At 63.1% G+C, this 16,559-nt stretch carries 18 protein-coding genes and 2 pseudogenes; 12 read left to right on the plus strand and 8 right to left on the minus strand.

The features are described from left to right. Positions 1–102: 102 nt before the first annotated feature. The 10 genes from ACIPW4_RS04165 to ACIPW4_RS04210 all read left to right on the plus strand — a co-directional run bounded on the left by ACIPW4_RS04165 (position 103) and on the right by ACIPW4_RS04210 (position 7,744). Positions 103–1,425, plus strand: a complete 1,323-nt coding sequence (locus ACIPW4_RS04165) for an NAD(P)/FAD-dependent oxidoreductase (protein WP_400655565.1) — start codon at positions 103–105, stop codon at positions 1,423–1,425. A gap of 57 nt (positions 1,426–1,482) precedes the next feature. Then, complete coding sequence (locus ACIPW4_RS04170) at positions 1,483–1,692, plus strand: twin-arginine translocase TatA/TatE family subunit (RefSeq protein WP_400655073.1); 210 nt, start codon at positions 1,483–1,485, stop codon at positions 1,690–1,692. A gap of 3 nt (positions 1,693–1,695) precedes the next feature. Beyond that, positions 1,696–1,968, plus strand: a complete 273-nt coding sequence (tatB, locus tag ACIPW4_RS04175; protein WP_400655074.1) for a Sec-independent protein translocase protein TatB — start codon at positions 1,696–1,698, stop codon at positions 1,966–1,968. Next, positions 1,965–2,711 carry a twin-arginine translocase subunit TatC gene (tatC, locus tag ACIPW4_RS04180; RefSeq protein ID WP_400655076.1) on the plus strand — a complete coding sequence of 249 codons (747 nt, stop codon included), beginning with the start codon at positions 1,965–1,967 and terminating at the stop codon, positions 2,709–2,711. Before tatB ends, tatC begins: the two co-directional genes overlap by 4 nt. 74 nt (positions 2,712–2,785) lie before the next feature. Then, the gene (locus tag ACIPW4_RS04185) at positions 2,786–3,208 is read left to right on the plus strand and encodes a nuclear transport factor 2 family protein (RefSeq protein ID WP_400655078.1); all 423 of its coding nucleotides are present in this window, start codon (positions 2,786–2,788) and stop codon (positions 3,206–3,208) included. Continuing rightward, a complete protein-coding gene (locus ACIPW4_RS04190) occupies positions 3,205–3,957 on the plus strand; it encodes an SDR family NAD(P)-dependent oxidoreductase (protein WP_400655080.1) in 753 nt (250 codons plus the stop codon). Before ACIPW4_RS04185 ends, ACIPW4_RS04190 begins: the two co-directional genes overlap by 4 nt. Positions 3,958–3,960: 3 nt before the next feature. Further along, complete coding sequence (locus ACIPW4_RS04195) at positions 3,961–5,208, plus strand: NAD(P)/FAD-dependent oxidoreductase (RefSeq protein WP_400655082.1); 1,248 nt, start codon at positions 3,961–3,963, stop codon at positions 5,206–5,208. After that, the gene (locus ACIPW4_RS04200; protein ID WP_400655084.1) at positions 5,205–6,017 is read left to right on the plus strand and encodes a DUF1365 domain-containing protein; all 813 of its coding nucleotides are present in this window, start codon (positions 5,205–5,207) and stop codon (positions 6,015–6,017) included. Before ACIPW4_RS04195 ends, ACIPW4_RS04200 begins: the two co-directional genes overlap by 4 nt. Next, positions 5,992–7,251 carry a class I SAM-dependent methyltransferase gene (locus ACIPW4_RS04205; RefSeq protein ID WP_400655086.1) on the plus strand — a complete coding sequence of 420 codons (1,260 nt, stop codon included), beginning with the start codon at positions 5,992–5,994 and terminating at the stop codon, positions 7,249–7,251. Before ACIPW4_RS04200 ends, ACIPW4_RS04205 begins: the two co-directional genes overlap by 26 nt. A gap of 1 nt (position 7,252) precedes the next feature. After that, positions 7,253–7,744 carry a DUF2878 domain-containing protein gene (locus ACIPW4_RS04210; RefSeq protein WP_400655087.1) on the plus strand — a complete coding sequence of 164 codons (492 nt, stop codon included), beginning with the start codon at positions 7,253–7,255 and terminating at the stop codon, positions 7,742–7,744. A 22-nt stretch (positions 7,745–7,766) separates the two neighbouring features. Here ACIPW4_RS04210 and ACIPW4_RS04215 read toward each other — a convergent pair whose 3' ends face one another. After that, positions 7,767–8,495 (minus strand): SDR family oxidoreductase, encoded by a 729-nt coding sequence (locus ACIPW4_RS04215; protein WP_400655089.1) that lies wholly within the window; start codon positions 8,493–8,495, stop codon positions 7,767–7,769. Positions 8,496–8,617: 122 nt separating this feature from the next. Here ACIPW4_RS04215 and ACIPW4_RS04220 point away from each other — a divergent pair, with 122 nt between their 5' ends. After that, positions 8,618–9,409 carry a LysR family transcriptional regulator gene (locus ACIPW4_RS04220; RefSeq protein ID WP_400655090.1) on the plus strand — a complete coding sequence of 264 codons (792 nt, stop codon included), beginning with the start codon at positions 8,618–8,620 and terminating at the stop codon, positions 9,407–9,409. Here ACIPW4_RS04220 and ACIPW4_RS04225 read toward each other — a convergent pair. The 3 genes from ACIPW4_RS04225 to potE all read right to left on the minus strand — a co-directional run bounded on the left by ACIPW4_RS04225 (position 9,360) and on the right by potE (position 12,029). Further along, a complete protein-coding gene (locus ACIPW4_RS04225) occupies positions 9,360–9,692 on the minus strand; it encodes a hypothetical protein (RefSeq protein ID WP_400655091.1) in 333 nt (110 codons plus the stop codon). The two genes, ACIPW4_RS04220 and ACIPW4_RS04225, sit on opposite strands and share 50 nt — an antisense overlap. Before the next feature lie 115 nt (positions 9,693–9,807). Then, positions 9,808–10,722, minus strand: coding sequence for a transporter substrate-binding domain-containing protein (locus ACIPW4_RS04230; protein WP_400655093.1), 915 nt, complete (start codon positions 10,720–10,722; stop codon positions 9,808–9,810). Beyond that, positions 10,719–12,029, minus strand: coding sequence for a putrescine-ornithine antiporter (gene potE, locus ACIPW4_RS04235; RefSeq protein WP_400655567.1), 1,311 nt, complete (start codon positions 12,027–12,029; stop codon positions 10,719–10,721). The genes ACIPW4_RS04230 and potE overlap by 4 nt, the downstream gene beginning before the upstream one ends. A 702-nt stretch (positions 12,030–12,731) precedes the next feature. Between potE and ACIPW4_RS04240 the strand changes: the two genes are divergently transcribed. After that, positions 12,732–13,865 carry an alanine--glyoxylate aminotransferase family protein gene (locus ACIPW4_RS04240; RefSeq protein WP_400655095.1) on the plus strand — a complete coding sequence of 378 codons (1,134 nt, stop codon included), beginning with the start codon at positions 12,732–12,734 and terminating at the stop codon, positions 13,863–13,865. Between the two features lie 14 nt (positions 13,866–13,879). Here the strand turns inward: ACIPW4_RS04240 and ACIPW4_RS04245 are convergent. The 4 genes and pseudogenes from ACIPW4_RS04245 to ACIPW4_RS04260 all read right to left on the minus strand — a co-directional run. After that, a pseudogene (locus ACIPW4_RS04245) lies at positions 13,880–14,230 on the minus strand (LysR substrate-binding domain-containing protein); the annotation flags it as partial. Continuing rightward, a pseudogene (locus tag ACIPW4_RS04250) lies at positions 14,217–14,435 on the minus strand (flavin reductase family protein); the annotation flags it as partial. The pseudogenes ACIPW4_RS04250 and ACIPW4_RS04245, both read right to left, overlap by 14 nt. Before the next feature lie 23 nt (positions 14,436–14,458). Next, positions 14,459–15,490 carry a methionine synthase gene (locus ACIPW4_RS04255; RefSeq protein ID WP_400655098.1) on the minus strand — a complete coding sequence of 344 codons (1,032 nt, stop codon included), beginning with the start codon at positions 15,488–15,490 and terminating at the stop codon, positions 14,459–14,461. 26 nt (positions 15,491–15,516) lie between these two features. Further along, positions 15,517–16,500 (minus strand): DUF1852 domain-containing protein, encoded by a 984-nt coding sequence (locus ACIPW4_RS04260; RefSeq protein ID WP_400655101.1) that lies wholly within the window; start codon positions 16,498–16,500, stop codon positions 15,517–15,519. Positions 16,501–16,559 lie beyond the last annotated feature (59 nt).

The raw sequence follows: 16,559 nt of genomic DNA on the forward strand, positions 1-16,559 counted from the left end.
CGCAGGAAAGTACTAATTGGCGCTGGCGTCGGTGCCGGTGTTGTCGCAGCAGGCGGAGCCACTGCACTGCTCAATGACGGAATCCCGGCCGACCCGGCCTCGCTGGTGCGCGTCGACGCGTTGCCCCGTGACGATTCGTCCCCAGGCTGGTTCCACACCAGTCGCGTGCGCCAGCCCAAAGCGCCGCTGATCGGTGACGACAAGGCGCCATGGGTGGTGATCGGTGGCGGCTTCACCGGCCTTGCCGCCGCACGCCAGCTGGCCCTGAACTTCCCTCAGGACAAGGTCATCCTGGTTGAAGCACAGCAGGTCGGCTTCGGCACCTCGGGCCGTAACGCCGGCTTCCTGATCGACGTGCCCCACGACATCGGCGCGCCGGACTACATCGGTGACAAGGCCAATGCCAAGAACATCCTGCACCTGAACCAACGCGGCCAGGGCATCCTTCGCGACCTGGTGGAGCAGCACAACATCGTCGACGCCCACCTGCGTCACTCCGGCAAATACCAGGCCGCCATCGAGGACAAGGGCATTGCCGTGCTCAATGCCTACCGTGGCGGCCTGGAAGCACTGGGCGAGAAAGTGGAGCTGATCGAAGGCAACGAGCTGAAAGACCACATCGGCACCTCGTTCTACCGCAAGGCGCTGTACACCCCAGGCACTATGCTGGTTCAGCCTTCGGCACTGGTCAAAGGCCTGGCCGACAGCCTGCCGGAAAACGTCGCGCTGTATGAAGACACGGTGATCACTGCGGTCGACTATGGCCAGAAGATCGTGCTGCATCACCCGACCGGGCGCATCACTGCGGACAAGCTGATCCTCGGCAACAACCACTTCGGCCAGCATTTCGGCTTCCTGCAGAACCGCATGCTGCCGATCTTCACCTACGGCAGCCTGACCCGTCCGCTGACTCCGGCCGAACAGGCCAGCATCGGTGGCCAGGAATTCTGGGGCGTGATCCCTGCCGACCCGTTCGGCTCGACCCTGCGCCGCACCCACGACAACCGCATCCTGGTGCGCAACAGCTTCAGCTTCAACCCTGACGGTCGTTCCAAGGACGGCTACACCGACAAGGTCCGTGCGTCCCACCGCCTGTCATTTGAACGCCGCTTCCCGACCCTCACCGAAGTGCCGTTCGAGCACACCTGGGGCGGCGGCCTGGGCATGACCCGCAACGGCGCCGGTTTCTTCGGCGAGCTGCGTGAGAATGTGTATGGCGCACTGGCCTGCAACGGCCTGGGCACCGTGCGCGGCACCGCCACCGGCACCCTGCTGGCCAACATGCTGGCGGGCAAGATGGAGCCGCTGACCGAGTTCCTGCTCTCGGCACCGAAGCCGAACTGGAATCCGCCACAGCCCGTGCTGTCGATGGGGGTGAACTTCACCCTGCGCACCGGCCAGGCCAAAGCCGGCCTCGAAGCCTGACCCGGCGGGCTGGCGCCCCAACGCGCCAGCCCCTTCCCCCTGACAACAGAGAGCATCATGGGCATTTTTGACTGGAAACACTGGATCGTCCTGCTGGCCGTCGTGGTCCTGGTCTTCGGCACCAAGAAGCTGAAGAATCTCGGCGGCGACCTGGGCGAATCGATCAAGGGCTTTCGCAAAGCCATGAACGATGAAGAACACAAACCGGCCGCCCCGGTGGCAGCGCCGCAGCAACAAAGCAGTGCGCAGCCGCAGCAGAACGTCTGAAGCATGTTCGGTATCAGCTTCAGCGAGCTGCTGCTCGTCGGCCTGGTTGCCTTGCTGGTGCTCGGCCCCGAGCGCCTGCCCGGTGCCGCGCGTACCGCAGGGTTGTGGATCGGCCGGCTGAAACGCAGCTTCAACGCGATCAGGGCCGAGATCGAGCGCGAGATCGGTGCCGACGACATCCGCGGCCAGCTGCACGGCGAGCGCTTCCTGCAGCCACCCGCCACGCCAACAACCGCCATCCCGCCCGAACAGCCACAACCGCCGCGAGCCCCATGAGCGAAAACCTGCACCCCGACCCGCCAATGCCGCTGGTCTCGCACCTGACCGAACTGCGCAACCGCCTGCTGCGCTGCGTGGCGGTCATCTTCCTGATCTTTGCCGGGCTGTTCTCTTTTGCCCAGCAGATCTACACCCTGGTGTCGGCGCCGCTGCGTGGCCACATGCCGGCCAATGCGACGATGATCGCCACCGATGTGGCTTCACCGTTCCTGACGCCGTTCAAGCTGACCATGATCGTCTCGCTGTTCCTGGCGATCCCATTCATCCTCCAGCAGATCTGGAGCTTCATCGCGCCAGGCCTGCACCGCCATGAAAAGCACATCGCCCTGCCGTTGCTGGTGTCGAGCATCCTGCTGTTCTACGCCGGCATGGCTTTCGCCTATTTCCTGGTGTTCCCGCTGATGTTCACGTTCTTCGCCGCCGCCACCCCGGCAGGCGTGGCGATGATGACCGACATCGCCAACTACCTCGACTTCGTCATGACGCTGTTCTTCGCCTTCGGCGTCGCCTTCGAGATCCCGGTGGCCGTGGTGCTGCTGGTGTGGATCGGCGTGGTCGACGTGCAGTACCTGAAGAAGGTGCGCCCGTACGTGGTCATCGGCTGCTTCGTGGTCGGCATGGTCCTCACCCCGCCGGACATCTTCTCGCAGACCCTGCTTGCCGTGCCGATGTGGCTGCTGTTCGAGATAGGTGTGTTGTGTGGCGGGCTGATTCGATCCGATGGGAATTGTACAAAATAATTTTGCTGTATAGCTTTCTGCAGAGACCTGCACTATACCTTGTACAGTAAATCAATTTTGTACAGGTATTGTGCATGTCCACCTACCTGCAGCATTTCACCGAACGCTTTGCCACGCTGGGTACGCACAATCTCGACCTGCTGGCCGACTTGTACAGCGAGGACGTCACCTTTCGCGACCCATTGCATCACATCAGTGGGCTCACGGCCTTGCGCAGCTATTTCGCACAGCTGTACGCCAACGTTGACGAGGTCCGCTACAGCTTCGAGGGCCTTGATGAGCCACAGCCAGGCCTGGGCTACATCCGCTGGACTTTGCACTATCGCCACCCACGCCTGGCCGGCGGCCAGCCGATCAGCCTGCAAGGCTGCAGCCATCTGCGCTGGCGCGGTCGGGTTCACTTTCATCAGGACTACTTCGACGCCGGCGCCTTGCTCTACGAACATGTTCCGGTCATGGGCGGCGCGGTGCGCTGGCTCAAGGGCAGGCTGGCATGAGCCGTTGCTGGCTGACCGGTGCCAGCAGCGGCATCGGCGCCGCAGTGGCGCTGCGCTTGCTGGAGCAAGGCCACCAGGTCGCGCTGGGGGCCCGCCACGCCCAGAGCCTGGGTGACCTGGCCGCGCGCTTTGCAGGCCAGGTCCTGCTGGCCGTCGGCGATGTCGACCAGCCTGAGCAGGTGGCACGCATCGCCGCGCAGATCGAACAGGCCTGGGGTTCGCTGGACCTGGTGATTCTGAATGCCGGCACCTGTGAGTACCTGGAGCCCGGGCAGTTCGACCCGGCCCTGGTCGAGCGCGTGATCCGCACCAACGTGATTGGTACCAGTCATTGCCTGGCCGCTGCCCTGCCCTTGCTGCGCCGCAGCCAGCAGCCGCACCTGGTGGTGATGGGCAGTTCGGTCAGCTGGCTGGCGCTGCCACGGGCCGGAGCGTATGGCGCATCCAAGGCGGCGCTGCGCTACCTGGTCGAGTCACTGCGCCTGGACCTGGCCAGCGAGGGCATCGCTGTCACCCTGGTCAGCCCCGGCTTCGTCGATACCCCGCTGACCCGCCGCAACGACTTCCCCATGCCGCAACTGTGGAGCGCCGAGCGCGCTGCCGGGTACATTGTCGCGCGCCTGCCCCGTCGCCCACTGGAGATCACTTTCCCCGCCACCTTCACCCTGCTGCTGCGCCTGCTTGGCGCACTGCCGGCCCGCTGGCGCCTGAAGCTGGGCCAGCGCCTGGCACGCCAGCCCCAGGGTTGAATCATGCGCATCGCCATCATCGGCAGCGGCATCGCCGGCCTCACCTGCGCCCACCTGCTGTCACGCCGGCATGCCGTAACGGTGTTCGAAGCGGCGGACCGGGTGGGCGGGCACACCCACACCGTCGATGTGCACTGGCGTGGCCAGCACCATGCAGTGGACACCGGCTTCATTGTCTTCAACGACTGGACCTACCCGCACTTCATCCGCCTGCTGGAGCAGCTGGGCGTTGCCTCGCGAGCGACCGAGATGAGCTTTTCCGTGCACGACCCGCGTACCGGCTTCGAATACAACGGGCACGACTTGCGCAGCCTGTTTGCCCAACGGCGCAACCTTTTGTCGCCAGGCTTCTGGGGCATGCTGCGCGATGTGCTGCGGTTCAACCGCCAGGCGCTGGCCGACCTGGACCAGCAGCGCATCGATGGCGCGACAACCCTGGGCGACTACTTGCGCGACAACCGCTACGGTCAACGCTTCATCGACCACTACATCGTGCCCATGGGCTCGGCCATCTGGTCGATGTCGCGGGCCGACATGCTGCATTTTCCGCTGCAGTTCTTCGTGCGTTTCTGCCGCAACCACGGCCTGCTGTCGGTCAGCCAGCGCCCACAATGGCGAGTGATCGAGGGCGGCTCACGCAGCTACCTGGCGCCGCTGTGCCGGCCCTTTGCCGAACACATTCGCCTGAACTGCCCTGTGCAACGGGTACGCCGCGACGATCAAGGCGTGACCGTGACCTGGCCGGGGGGCAGCGAGCGCTTCGACAAGGTGGTATTCGCCTGCCACAGCGACCAGGCCCTGGCGCTGCTGCACAGCCCCAGCGAGCAGGAACAGGCGATCCTCGGCGCCATTCGCTATGCCAGCAACGACGTGGTGCTGCATACCGACACCCGACTGCTGCCGCGCCGTCGCAGGGCCTGGGCCAGCTGGAACTATCGCCTGGGTGGCAGCGAACAGGCCCCCGCTGCACTGACCTACGACATGAACATCCTGCAGGGCATCGAGGCATCGGTGACGTTCTGCGTCAGCCTCAATCAGACCGCGCGGGTGGACCCCGCGCAGATACTCGCCCGCTTCGAGTACGCGCATCCGCAGTACAGCCTTGCCGCCGTGGCCGCCCAGGCCCGCCAGGGCGAACTGCAGGGCCCGTTGCACAGTTACTACTGTGGTGCCTACTGGGCCAACGGCTTTCACGAAGACGGCGTGCTCAGCGCGCTGAACGTCGCCAGGCATTTTGGAGAGCAGCTGTGAACAGCAGCCTGTGCCACGGCTGGCTCGGCCACCAGCGCCTGACGCCGGGGCGCCACGCGTTCCGCTACCGCATCGGCATGTTCTACCTGGACCTGGACGAGCTGCCGCGTCTGGTGAGCCTGTCTCGCTGGCTCGGGCGCTCGCGCCTGGCGCCCTTGTGCTGGCGCGAAACCGACTACTTACCGGCGTTGACTCGCCAAGGCATGCCCCTGGTCGAGGCCGTGCGCCTGCTGGTCGGCCAGGCGACCGGGCAGGTACCGGAAGGCGCCGTGCACCTGCTGACGCAACCACGCTGCTGGGGGCTGTCGTTCAACCCGGTGAGCGTGTACTTCTGCCACGACCGCCAAGGGCAAGTCGCGGCCGTGCTGCTGGAGGTGCGCAACACCCCCTGGCGCGAACGCTTCCACTACGTGTTGCCGGTGCAAGGCGACCTCGCCCGGCCATTTGCCGTGGCCAAGGCCTTCCACGTCTCGCCGTTCATGCCGATGGACATGGACTACCGGCTGCGCTTCGCCGTCGATGCGCACCACGTGCGCGTGCACATGGAAAACTGGCGCGCCGGGTACAAGGTGTTCACAGCCGATCTCGCCCTGCAGCGCCAGCCCCTGGAACGCGCCAACCTGCATCGTCACCTCCTGGCCTTTCCCTGGATGAGCCTGCGCACCGTGACCGGCATCTACTGGCAAGCCCTGCGCCTGCTGCTCAAACGCACCCCCGTGCACGACCACATCGCCAGCCCGCACGACCTGGCGCTTGGCCAAACCCTCCGCGAGGAACCCGACCATGCCCGAACCGACCTTGAGCGTTAGCAAATCGGCCAACTTTGCGCCGCTGCTAGGCGGCCTGGCCCGGCGTGCGGTGCTGACCCAGCTGCGCCAGCTGAGCCACGGCCACCTGCGCCTGATCAGCCAGGACCGGCAATGGACCTTCGGCGACGTCGCCAGCCCGCTGTACGCAGAAGTGGAGATTGTCGACGACGCAGCCTGGGGCCTGGTGGCCGGCAACGGCTCGATCGGCGCCGGTGAAGGCTACATCCATGGCTACTGGCGCAGCCCGGACCTGGCCGCGGTGACCCGGCTGTTCGTCGCCAACCTCGATGTGCTGGACGCCATGGAGAGCGGCCTGGCCCGCCTGGCACGCCCGGCCCTGCGGCTGCTGCACCGCTTCAACCGCAACAGCCGGCGCGGCGCACGGCGCAACATCCTGGCCCATTACGACCTGGGCAATGCCCTGTTCGAGCGGCTGCTCGATCCGACCATGATGTATTCCGCCGCCCGCTTCGAAGGTGCCGAACAAAACCTGGAGCAGGCCCAGGTGAGCAAGCTGCGGGACATCTGCCAGAAGCTCGAGCTCAAGCCCCACGATCACTTGCTGGAAATCGGCAGCGGCTGGGGCAGCCTGGCCATTCACGCGGCCGTGCACCATGGCTGTCGGGTCACCACCACCACCCTCTCCGCCGCGCAGCACGCCCACACCTTGCAGCGGGTCCAGGCGCTGGGCCTGGAACGGCACGTCACCGTGCTCAACGAAGACTACCGCGACCTGCGCGGGCGCTTCGACAAGCTGGTGTCCATCGAGATGATCGAGGCCGTCGGCCATCGCTACCTGCCCACCTACTTCCGTCAGTGCGCCGCGCTGCTCAAGGACGATGGCCTGATGCTGCTGCAGGCCATCACCATCCGCGACCAGCGCTACGCCCAGGCCCGGCGTTCGGTGGATTTCATCCAGCGCTACATCTTCCCCGGCGGCGCCCTGCCCTCGCTGAGCGTGCTGCTCGACACCGCCAGCCGCCAGACGGCGCTGAACCTGGTGCACCTGGAAGACTTCGGCCAGGACTATGCGCGCACCCTGCGCCACTGGCGCGACAACCTGCACCATTCGCGCCCGGAGCTGACCCGGCTCGGTTACGACGACACCTTCCAGCGCCTGTGGGAGTTCTACCTGTGCTATTGCCAGGGCGGCTTCGAGGAACGGACCATCGGCGTGGCCCAGATGCTGTGGGCCGGGCCCAAGGCGCGCCGTGCGCCTCTACCGGGCGCCTGACATGGGCCGCCGTGCCTGGCTGCTAGGCAATGCGCTGTGGCTGCAGGCTGGCTGGTGGCTTTGCGTACTGGGGGCGCAGCGGCCCCGGCTGTTGCCGATCGCGGTAGGCGGCCTGCTGCTGCACCTGTGCCTGAGCCCCGGGGGTGAGCTGCGCGTGCTGCTGGGGGTAGCGGCGGCGGGCTGGGTGCTGGACAGCGCCCTGGGCATGCTTGGTGTCTTCAGCTTCGCGCAGTGGCCGCTGCCGCCCTGGCTGGCACTGCTGTGGCTGGTATTGGCCAGTGGCATGCGCCACAGCCTGGCAGGGCTTGGCAAGCCGATGTGGCGCGCGGTGCTGCTGGGCTTGTTCGGTGGGCCGCTGGCCTACCTGGCTGGCGCCAGGCTCGCCGATGTCGGCCTGCCGTGGGGGCACTTGAATACCGCACTGATCCTGGCGCTGGTCTGGGCTGTGGCGCTGCCATTGGCCTTGAGGTTCGCGGCAAGGGCTGATCAATGAGGCGGCGAACACCTGATGGCCGCTATTGCTGCTGCCGCGTAGCGCAAACCACGATCTCCCGAACGCATACCGATTGCGGTTGGCCGTAGGCGAACTCGATCGCATCGGCGATATTCTCGGGGGTCAGCACGCCGCCCATGTCTCTCTTCCACTCGTCGTAGCCCGCCTTGATGCCCTCATCGCTGGTGTGGCTGAGCAGTTCGGTGTCCACGGCGCCCGGCTCGACGGTGATCACCCGCACATTGCTCGGCGACAGTTCTTCGCGCAGGTTCTCGGACAAGCCGCTGACGGCGAATTTGGTGCCGACGTAGGCGACATGGTTGGGGAACGCCTTGCGCCCGGCGACGGAGCTGACGTTGATGATCGTGCCTTGCTTGCGCTCGACCATGCCGGCTGCCACGGCGTGGATGCCGTTTAGCAGCCCGCGCACATTGATGTCGAGCATGCGGTCCCATTCGCCAGGGTCCTGGGTGGTGACGCTGCCCAGCAGCATTACGCCGGCGTTGTTGATGATCGCATCCACCGGACCGAAGCGCTGTTCGGCCTGGGCCACCGCCGCCAGCATGGCCGCTCGGTCGGTCACATCGACCGACAGTGCCAACGTGTTCGGCAGTTGCAGTTGCTGCATTGGCTCCAGGCGGCGCGCCAGCAGCAGCAACGCATGGCCACGGCGGGACAGTGATCTGGCGGTAGCCAGGCCGATGCCAGAGCTGGCACCGGTGATCACGACCAGGGGTTTATGGGTAGTCATGGCAAGACTCCTGATATTCAAAGTGCCTATGGATAAAACGCAGGGCAAGTATAGATAGACGTTGGAATCGCGAAAAATGGGATATTCTTGTGGCTGCCATCGGCAAAACTTATGGGTAACCCGTGGATTATCGACAGCTTCGAGCGTTCATCGCCGTGTTCGAGGAACGCAATATCACCGCCGCCGCGCGCGCCATACACCTCAGCCAGCCGGCGCTGTCTGGCAGCATCAAGGCACTGGAGGATGCGCTAGGCACTACGCTTTTCGTGCGTCGCCCCAGGGGTGTGGAGGTGACCGACGATGCGCGTGCGCTCTACCCCGAAGCCCAGCGCATGGTCGCCGACGCGAGCAGGCTGCTGACCCGTTTTCGCAGCGACCGCATCTGTACAGCGTTGCAGATCGGCGTGGAGCACGATGTCAGCTCGGCAGCGGTGAAGAAGCTTGTACTCGCTGCGGCGGCAATCACACCTGCCGTGCGCCTGCAGCTGGTGAGCGGCTGCATGGGCGCTGCGCGGCTGGCCAGCGAAGAGCTGCGGTGCGAGGATGAACTGTTCCTACCTTTGCACAGTGACCCATTTGTGCGGGCCCTGCCCTTGTTCAGCGACGGGCGTGATCGCTGGGTCATCTGCCCTGCGCAGCCAAGCCATCAGCGGCTCCAGCCCTTCTACGACAGCGCCCCGGTAGCCGAAGCCGAAACCTTTGCACTGGCCCTGGAAATGGTAGCCGCCGGGCTGGGCTCAGCGATCGTGCCGCAATCGCTGGCCGCCGAGCACCGTGGTGTGCGCACCGAACCGATGCCACAACTGGATATGCGCCGACGCATCGGCCTGTGCTATTCGGCCCAGGCATTGGCACTCGAAGGGGTCATTCAGCTGCGCGATGCATTGCAACATTCACCTGACCAGCCGGCCTAGCCTGCCTGGTTCGAACCGGGCCATCGACTACAACACCCCTTGCACGCCCCACGCCCCAGGCCAGCGCGCGCGTCATCGACTCCCCAGGCCTCGAATCGAAGGCCTCTTCATACAACGCCATGCCGCAGCCTGCGTACACGCCAATGAACATTTGCGTGTTGCCTGTTCGCGACAGTCGTACCTGGACATCGATGGTCGTGCCATCGTCCAGTGTTTCACCATGAGCCCGATGATGAAGTATCGGATCAGCCCAGTTCCAGAACACATCCCCGCGAATCCGCATGCCGCCCTCCTACGACTTTAGTCTTATGTGTATGGCTCACCACACCATAGCGGAGAAGGCGGATAGCGCAACGCGACCGACGCAGAATGCCAACGGGTTCCGACTATCGGCCCGTTTAGTCGGGCAGCGGGTAGAGACCTTGCAGCAAGCGGTCCTGTGCCGACTGCGGCCCCAGGTAGCGCTTGAACAGTTCCTCGCCCCGCTGCCCGGCAAGCGCCTGGCTCAGGGCGCTGTCCACCAGCAACCGAAAATCCTCATCGCCACGGGCCATCGCCAGTGCCACCTGGTTCATCTCGAACAGGCGGTCCGGCACCCACAGCTGATCACGTTCGGCCTGCCCGGCCTGGTAGGCCAGCAAGACCATCCGATCGCCGAGGAACGCATCGACCTCGCGCGCCGCCACCCGGCGCACCCCTTCCTGATACGTGGGCACCTCCTGCAGGGTGGATTGCAAGCCAAGCTGGCGTATCCGTTGGCGGGCCCAGTCGCTGCTCACCGTGCCCTCCAGCACGGCAAAGCTGTGCTTGCTCAAGCCCGCGTTGATCGTTGCGCGCCAGCGTGGGCCATTATCACCGGCCCGGCCGTTGAGCGGGCCGAGCAAGGTCGTGGGCGCATCGCGTCTGACCATGGCGGCCAGCCCGGAGGTGAACACCGGGATGGAGAAGTCCAGGGTTTTTCGCCTGGCAAGGGTTTCCACCGCAGGCGTGCAGAACAAGTCCACCTGCCCCTCGCTCAGCGTGCGCGCAACCGCCTGCTCCGGCAGCGCCCGCCAGCGCACCTGCAGCCCGGCAAAACCGGGCGCCTGGCGCAGCCGTTCGGCGACTGCCCGGCACAATTCGACCGCGTACCCTTGCGGGGCCTGTTCATTGCCCGAGGAAAACGGCGCAAAGCCGTCCATGTACCCCAACGTCAGCACCTGGCTGTCACGTATCCGATCCATGACATCCGCTGCGGCAACCGTGGCATAAGGTGTCGCCCAGCCGATCAGGCTGGCAAGGCACACACAGGCCAGCTTCACTCTGCTGCTCATGGCGCGCCTCCGATCATGTCCAGCGTCTTGATGAAGCGCTTGGCAATGAAGCCGAACAACAGGTACCCCAACGCCATGATCAGTGCCGCACCGAACACGGCCTCCAGGCCCGAGGCGTAAAGCGCGTAGAAGCAATAGCACACGGCGACCAGCATGATTGCGCTGTTGCGGCGGAAAATGGCGATGTCCACCTGGGCCTTGTACATGATCACCAGCAAACCGGTCAGCGAGGTGATGTAGGGAATGATGTTGGTGACTGCCGCCAGGTTGACCAGCCTGCCGAACTGAGCGCTGGCGTTGGGTGACAAGGTCGACAAGGCGATCAGGCTCTGCATCAATGCACACGTCAGCATCCCGGCCAGGGGAACGCCCCGGGCCGTGGTGCGGGTGAACAGTTTCGGGAACAGCCCCTGCCCGGCCGTGACCTTGGCGGTCTGCGCCAGGGTGAACTGCCAGCCGAGCAGCGAGCCGACGCAGGCAATCACCGCCAGGCCCATGATCACGTTACCAACGGTGTCATCGAACATCCGCGCATAAGCCAGGGCGAACGGTGCGCTGGCGTTGGCCAGGTCCGGGTTGGGCACGATGCCCTGGATGACGCTGGTCGAAAGGACGTACACCACCGCCGCACCCAGCGTGCCGAACAGGCAGGCCAGCGGCACATTGCGTTTGGGGTTCTCCACCGCGTCGGAGTTCTGCGCGGCCGACTCCATGCCCAGGAACGCCCACAATGTCAGCGGAATGCTGTTGGTGATCGCCTGGCCGACCGGTACTTGCCCGGGGTTCCAGGCCTCTTGGAAGGTTGCAGGGTTGAACCAGAACCAGCCGATCAGGCTCAGGCCAGCCACCGGCACGATCACGCCCCAGACACTGATCGCCCCCAGGCGCCCGGTGATATCGGCGCCCCCCAGATTGGCCAGGGTCGTCAACCAGATCAGCGCCACCGCCCCGACCAGCAGCGGCACCGCGCCGCTGCCAAGCCAGGGGAAGAAGGGCGTGAGATAGCCCACGGCAGAAATGCCGATGGCCACATTGCCGATCATCAGCGACAGAAAATAGAGGTACGAACAGAGGAAAAACGCAGATTTGCCGTGGGCCTCTTCACTGTAGGCCGACATGCCGCCTGAACGCGTGCAGTAGATGCCGCACTGGGCAAAGCAATAGGCGATGGCCATCGACCCCACCGCGGTGATCACCCAGGACAACAGCGAAACGGCGCCGATCTGCGCCATGCTTGCCGGCAACATGATGATGCCGGAGCCCATCATGTTCACCATGACCAACGTGGTGAGCCCGACCAGGCTCATTTTTTTTGCAGGATCACGCACGATGATGACCTCCGTGCCAAGCGTCGATGCCAATGGGGCGATTGCACTACACAAGTGACGGCCAGCCAGGTGCAACACACCCGCAACGCGGCCAGTACAGCCAGATTCTGCTACATGATGATGGCTGGTGATCGGCAGTGCAGCCAGGTGTGACGGTGAACAAAATCCGTCGTCTGATGCTTTCAAGGAGAGCCCCATGCGAGCCATGAAACAGTTGCGGCATGACTTCACGGGCTGCTGGTCGTCTGGCCTATCGTGTCGATGCTGCTGGTGTTCATGGCCCTGCTCGGGCGGGCTTTCCTTTCGCCTGTCAGTACTCCCAACGCAAGGTGGCGGTCACGCTTGTCACCCAGGCGCCTGCGTATCCATCCCATCAGCCACTGACTGTGATCACGGTAAAGGCTGTGCATGTCGTCGCCAGTCGAGGCAAGCGGTTGCGGCCCGTTCGACATCCTTGACACCTCGCAACCACTAATGCAGATAAGAATTGATCGCGATTGCAAACATCCCATGGAATTTTGAAAACAACAAACGCCGTTACTCGCTCCACGCTGGACAAAGTGTCGAGGCTCAGCGAGAGCTCAGATCAGCTCCGCTCAACCTTGTCATTTGCCAATGCTTGAGCCAAGGTCGATACCACTGACATCTGTGCCGAAACCTCTCTGCCAAAGGAGTCACCCCATGTCAAAGATCTATCCCGCCATCGATCCCCAGGGGCTGGTCGAGTACTCGGTGGTCTATACCGACCGCTCGCTCAATCACATGTCGCAGGCCTTTCAAGGGGTAATGAAGAACATTTCCAGCACCCTGAAACAGGTCTACAACGCCCAGGCCGTTGCGGTAGTCCCGGGCAGCGGCACCTTCGGCATGGAGGCGGTAGCGCGGCAATTTGCCAACGGCCAGCAATGCCTGGTGATACGTAACGGCTGGTTCAGTTATCGCTGGAGCCAGATCCTCGAGATGGGCAACATCCCGGCGGACACCAAGGTGCTGAAAGCCCGACCGGTCGAAAACGGTCGCCAGGCGGCCTACACCCCTCCCCCTCTGGACGAAGTGCTGGCGGCCATTGCGGCGCACAAGCCGCAGGTTGTCTTCGCCCCTCATGTTGAAACCTCATCCGGAATGATCCTGCCCGACGATTATCTGCGGGCCGTCGGCGATGCCGTGCATGCAGTGGGGGGCTTGTTCGTGCTGGACTGCATCGCCTCCGGCACGCTTTGGGTCGATATGCACCAGTGCGCAGTCGACCTGCTGATCAGCGCGCCACAGAAAGGCTGGAGCGCCTCGCCTTGCTGCGCCCTGGTGATGTTCAGTGCGTTGGCCCTGGAGCGCATCGGGCAGACGCAGAGCAGCAGCTTTGCCTGTGACCTGAAAAAGTGGCTGCAGATCATGCAGGCCTACGAGCAGGGCGGGCATGCCTACCATGCGACCATGCCCAGCGATTCACTGGCGCGATTCAACGACGTGATGAACGAGATGCAAGCCTATGGCTTCGACAAGCTGCGCGGCGAACAACAGACGCTGGGCGATCGGGTACGCGCCATGCTGGCCGGCAAAGGCATCAGGAGCGTGGCCGCGGCCGGTTTCCAGGCCCCGGGCGTGGTGGTGAGTTACACCGACGATGCCGACATCAAGAGCGGCCGGAAATTTGCCGAGCACGGCCTGCAGATAGCCGCCGGCGTGCCGTTGCAGTGTGACGAGCCCGCCGACTTCCAGACATTCCGTATCGGCCTGTTCGGGCTCGAAAAACTGCGCAATATCGAGCGCACCGTCAGTACCCTTGAGCAGGCCTTGGACAACGTGATGGTGAACTGAGCCCTCACTCGGGTTCAGACCGCGTTCACACCCTCCAGCGTCGCAAAGGAAATGTCTTTTGCCGTGAGCAGGAAATCGCTCATGTAAGGCACTTCGAGCATGTCGCTGCGCACCGCCGCGAACAGTGTCGCCTGCAGGCCATGTTCGCCCAGGCGGCTGGCGATCACATAGCCACGCGAGGTGTACTCGTGCACCGCCCAGTTGGGCAGGCAGCACACGCCACGGCCGCTGGCCACCAGCTGCATCATCATCACGGTCATCTCTGCAGTGCGGACATGGGCCGGTTCGATGCCGGCAGGATCAAGGAAGCCGGTGAAGGTGTCCAGGCGGTTGCGCTCGATCGGGTAGGTCAAACCGACCCGCCTGGCGCATACCGGGATAACTGGCCGAACCGGCCATCACGCTGAAGGAAACCAGCGGTGGGTTCACCGATACGCTGTAGAACGACTGGCAGGTGAAGCCGATCGGCTGGCCCTCGATCGATGAGGTGATCACCGTGATGCCGGAGGCGTAGTGCCCCAGCGCCTGGCGAAAGCTCACGGGCTCGATGGCCGTACTGAGAAGTGACATGTCAAATCCTGACGGTCGGGGGCTCATTGGCGCGCGAGTTCGCGGCGGACGATCTCTGCCCCCGCACTCAAGGCGCGCAGCTTGCCGCTGGCTACCCGACGCGGCAACGGCGCCATGCCGCAGTTGGTGCAGGGGTAGAGCTTGTCTGCATCCACGAACTGCAGCGCCTTGCGCAGGGTATTGGCGACTTCCTCGGGGGTCTCGATTGTGTGGTTCGCCACGTCAATGGCACCGACCATCACCTTCTTGCCACGGATGAGTTCGATCAAGTCCATGGGGACGTGGGAGTTGTGGCACTCCAGCGAGATGATATCGATGCTGGATTTCTGCAGCTTGGGGAAGGCTTCTTCGTATTGCCGCCATTGCGAACCCAGGGTCTTCTTCCAGTTGGTGTTGGCTTTGATGCCATAGCCATAGCAGATATGCACGGCCGTTTCGCATTTCAGGCCTTCGACCGCCCTCTCCAGGGTGGACACTCCCCACTCATTCACCTCGTCAAAGAAGACGTTGAAGGCGGGTTCGTCGAACTGGATGATGTCGACACCGGCCGCTTCGAGTTCGCGCGCTTCCTGGTTGAGTATCTTGGCAAACTCCCAAGCCAGCTTTTCGCGGCTCTTGTAATGCGCGTCGTACAGCGTGTCGATCATGGTCATGGGGCCTGGCAGCGCCCATTTGATCGGTTGCGAGGTTTGCTGACGCAGGAACTTGGCGTCTTCGACGAAGACGGGCTTGCGACGAGCAACGGCGCCCACCACCGTTGGTACGCTGGCATCATAGCGATCGCGAATCCTGACGGTTTCACGCTTTTCAAAATCCACGCCATCGAGATGTTCGATAAAGGTCGTGACGAAATGCTGACGGGTTTGCTCGCCATCGCTGACGATGTCGATACCGGCGTGCTGCTGCTCTTGCAGCGCCAGGCGCAGCGCATCCTGCTTGCCTTCGATCAAGGCTTCATCTTGCAACTTCCAGGGTGACCAGAGTGTTTCCGGCTGCGCGAGCCAGGCCGGTTTGGGCAAACTGCCGGCAGTTGAAGTAGGTAACAGCTTTTTCATGAGGATGACCTCGTATTCCTGGTGATTCAACAGGCGTAGTTGGCGGACCACTGCTCGAGTACCGCGTGGTACGGCTTGATGAAGTGTTCCTCGACAAACCGCCCCTGTTCGATTGCCAGCCGGCCACGTTCCTCGCGGTCATAGACAATGCGAGTCAATGAGTAATCCTGGTGCTGCAAGTTGGGCTGGTAGCATTTGCCTGCCGCAGAATTCGCGTTGTAGATCTCCGGCCGATAAATCTTCTGGAAGGTATCCATGGTGCTGATGGTGCTGATCAACTCAAGGTTGCTGTAGTCACCCAGCAGGTCACCGGCGAAATAGAAAGCCAACGGCGCAACACTGTTCGGCGGCATGAAGTAACGCACCTTCAGGCCCATTTTCTCGAAGTACTCATCGGTCAGCGAATACTCATCCTGCTGGTATTCAAAGCCCAGTACAGGGTGCTGATTCTCGGTACGGTGATAGGTCTTGCTGCTCGATACGCTCAGGCAGATAACCGGTGGCTTTGCAAAATGCGCTTTATACGCCGCCGAGTTGACAAAGCACTTGAACAACTTGCCATGCAGTTCACCAAAATGCTCAGGGGTGCTGAAGGCTGCCTGGTTCTTGTTGTGCCCCAGCAGCACTACGCTGAAATCGTAATCGCGCAGGTAAGAAGAGAAGTTGTTTCCGACCATCCCTGCAATGCGTTCGCCTGTGACGCGGTCGACGATGTTCGTCTTCAATATTTCAATCAACGGCAGTGCATGATTACGGTTTTCAGCACCCAGGCTCATTTCCACGGAAACAATTTCAAGCTCGACACTGTAGCGATCCCCCTCAGGGTTGTCCCAGTGGGCCAAGGCATTGAAACGGTTATCGATCATCTTCAATGTATTGCGCAGGTTTTCCTGACGGCTCGCGCCTCTGGCCAGGTTGGCAAAGTTGGTAGTGATCCGCGTTGTTTCAGCAGGATGATAGTTTTCGTCAAAACGGATGCGCTTGATGGAAAACTCGAACGCTGTGTTCATCATGATCGACCGTCTCACTCGAATACTTAAATAGCCTTTAATTGGGACGTATTCTAGGT

The organism is Pseudomonas sp. NPDC089996 (genome assembly GCF_044748405.1).
In the GTDB taxonomy this organism is placed as follows: Bacteria; Pseudomonadota; Gammaproteobacteria; order Pseudomonadales; family Pseudomonadaceae; genus Aquipseudomonas.

Bases quoted from the DNA above. Each gene is read 5' to 3' on its own strand.
- ACIPW4_RS04170 (WP_400655073.1), top strand. From the start codon at position 1,483: ATGGGCATTTTTGACTGGAAACACTGGATCGTCCTGCTGGCCGTCGTG.
- tatB (WP_400655074.1), top strand. From the start codon at position 1,696: ATGTTCGGTATCAGCTTCAGCGAGCTGCTGCTCGTCGGCCTGGTTGCC.
- tatC (WP_400655076.1), top strand. From the start codon at position 1,965: ATGAGCGAAAACCTGCACCCCGACCCGCCAATGCCGCTGGTCTCGCAC.
- ACIPW4_RS04185 (WP_400655078.1), top strand. From the start codon at position 2,786: ATGTCCACCTACCTGCAGCATTTCACCGAACGCTTTGCCACGCTGGGT.
- ACIPW4_RS04190 (WP_400655080.1), top strand. From the start codon at position 3,205: ATGAGCCGTTGCTGGCTGACCGGTGCCAGCAGCGGCATCGGCGCCGCA.
- ACIPW4_RS04195 (WP_400655082.1), top strand. From the start codon at position 3,961: ATGCGCATCGCCATCATCGGCAGCGGCATCGCCGGCCTCACCTGCGCC.
- ACIPW4_RS04205 (WP_400655086.1), top strand. From the start codon at position 5,992: ATGCCCGAACCGACCTTGAGCGTTAGCAAATCGGCCAACTTTGCGCCG.
- ACIPW4_RS04210 (WP_400655087.1), top strand. From the start codon at position 7,253: ATGGGCCGCCGTGCCTGGCTGCTAGGCAATGCGCTGTGGCTGCAGGCT.
- ACIPW4_RS04215 (WP_400655089.1), bottom strand. From the start codon at position 8,495: ATGACTACCCATAAACCCCTGGTCGTGATCACCGGTGCCAGCTCTGGC.
- ACIPW4_RS04225 (WP_400655091.1), bottom strand. From the start codon at position 9,692: ATGCGGATTCGCGGGGATGTGTTCTGGAACTGGGCTGATCCGATACTT.
- ACIPW4_RS04230 (WP_400655093.1), bottom strand. From the start codon at position 10,722: ATGAGCAGCAGAGTGAAGCTGGCCTGTGTGTGCCTTGCCAGCCTGATC.
- potE (WP_400655567.1), bottom strand. From the start codon at position 12,029: ATGAGCCTGGTCGGGCTCACCACGTTGGTCATGGTGAACATGATGGGC.
- ACIPW4_RS04240 (WP_400655095.1), top strand. From the start codon at position 12,732: ATGTCAAAGATCTATCCCGCCATCGATCCCCAGGGGCTGGTCGAGTAC.
- ACIPW4_RS04255 (WP_400655098.1), bottom strand. From the start codon at position 15,490: ATGAAAAAGCTGTTACCTACTTCAACTGCCGGCAGTTTGCCCAAACCG.
- ACIPW4_RS04260 (WP_400655101.1), bottom strand. From the start codon at position 16,500: ATGAACACAGCGTTCGAGTTTTCCATCAAGCGCATCCGTTTTGACGAA.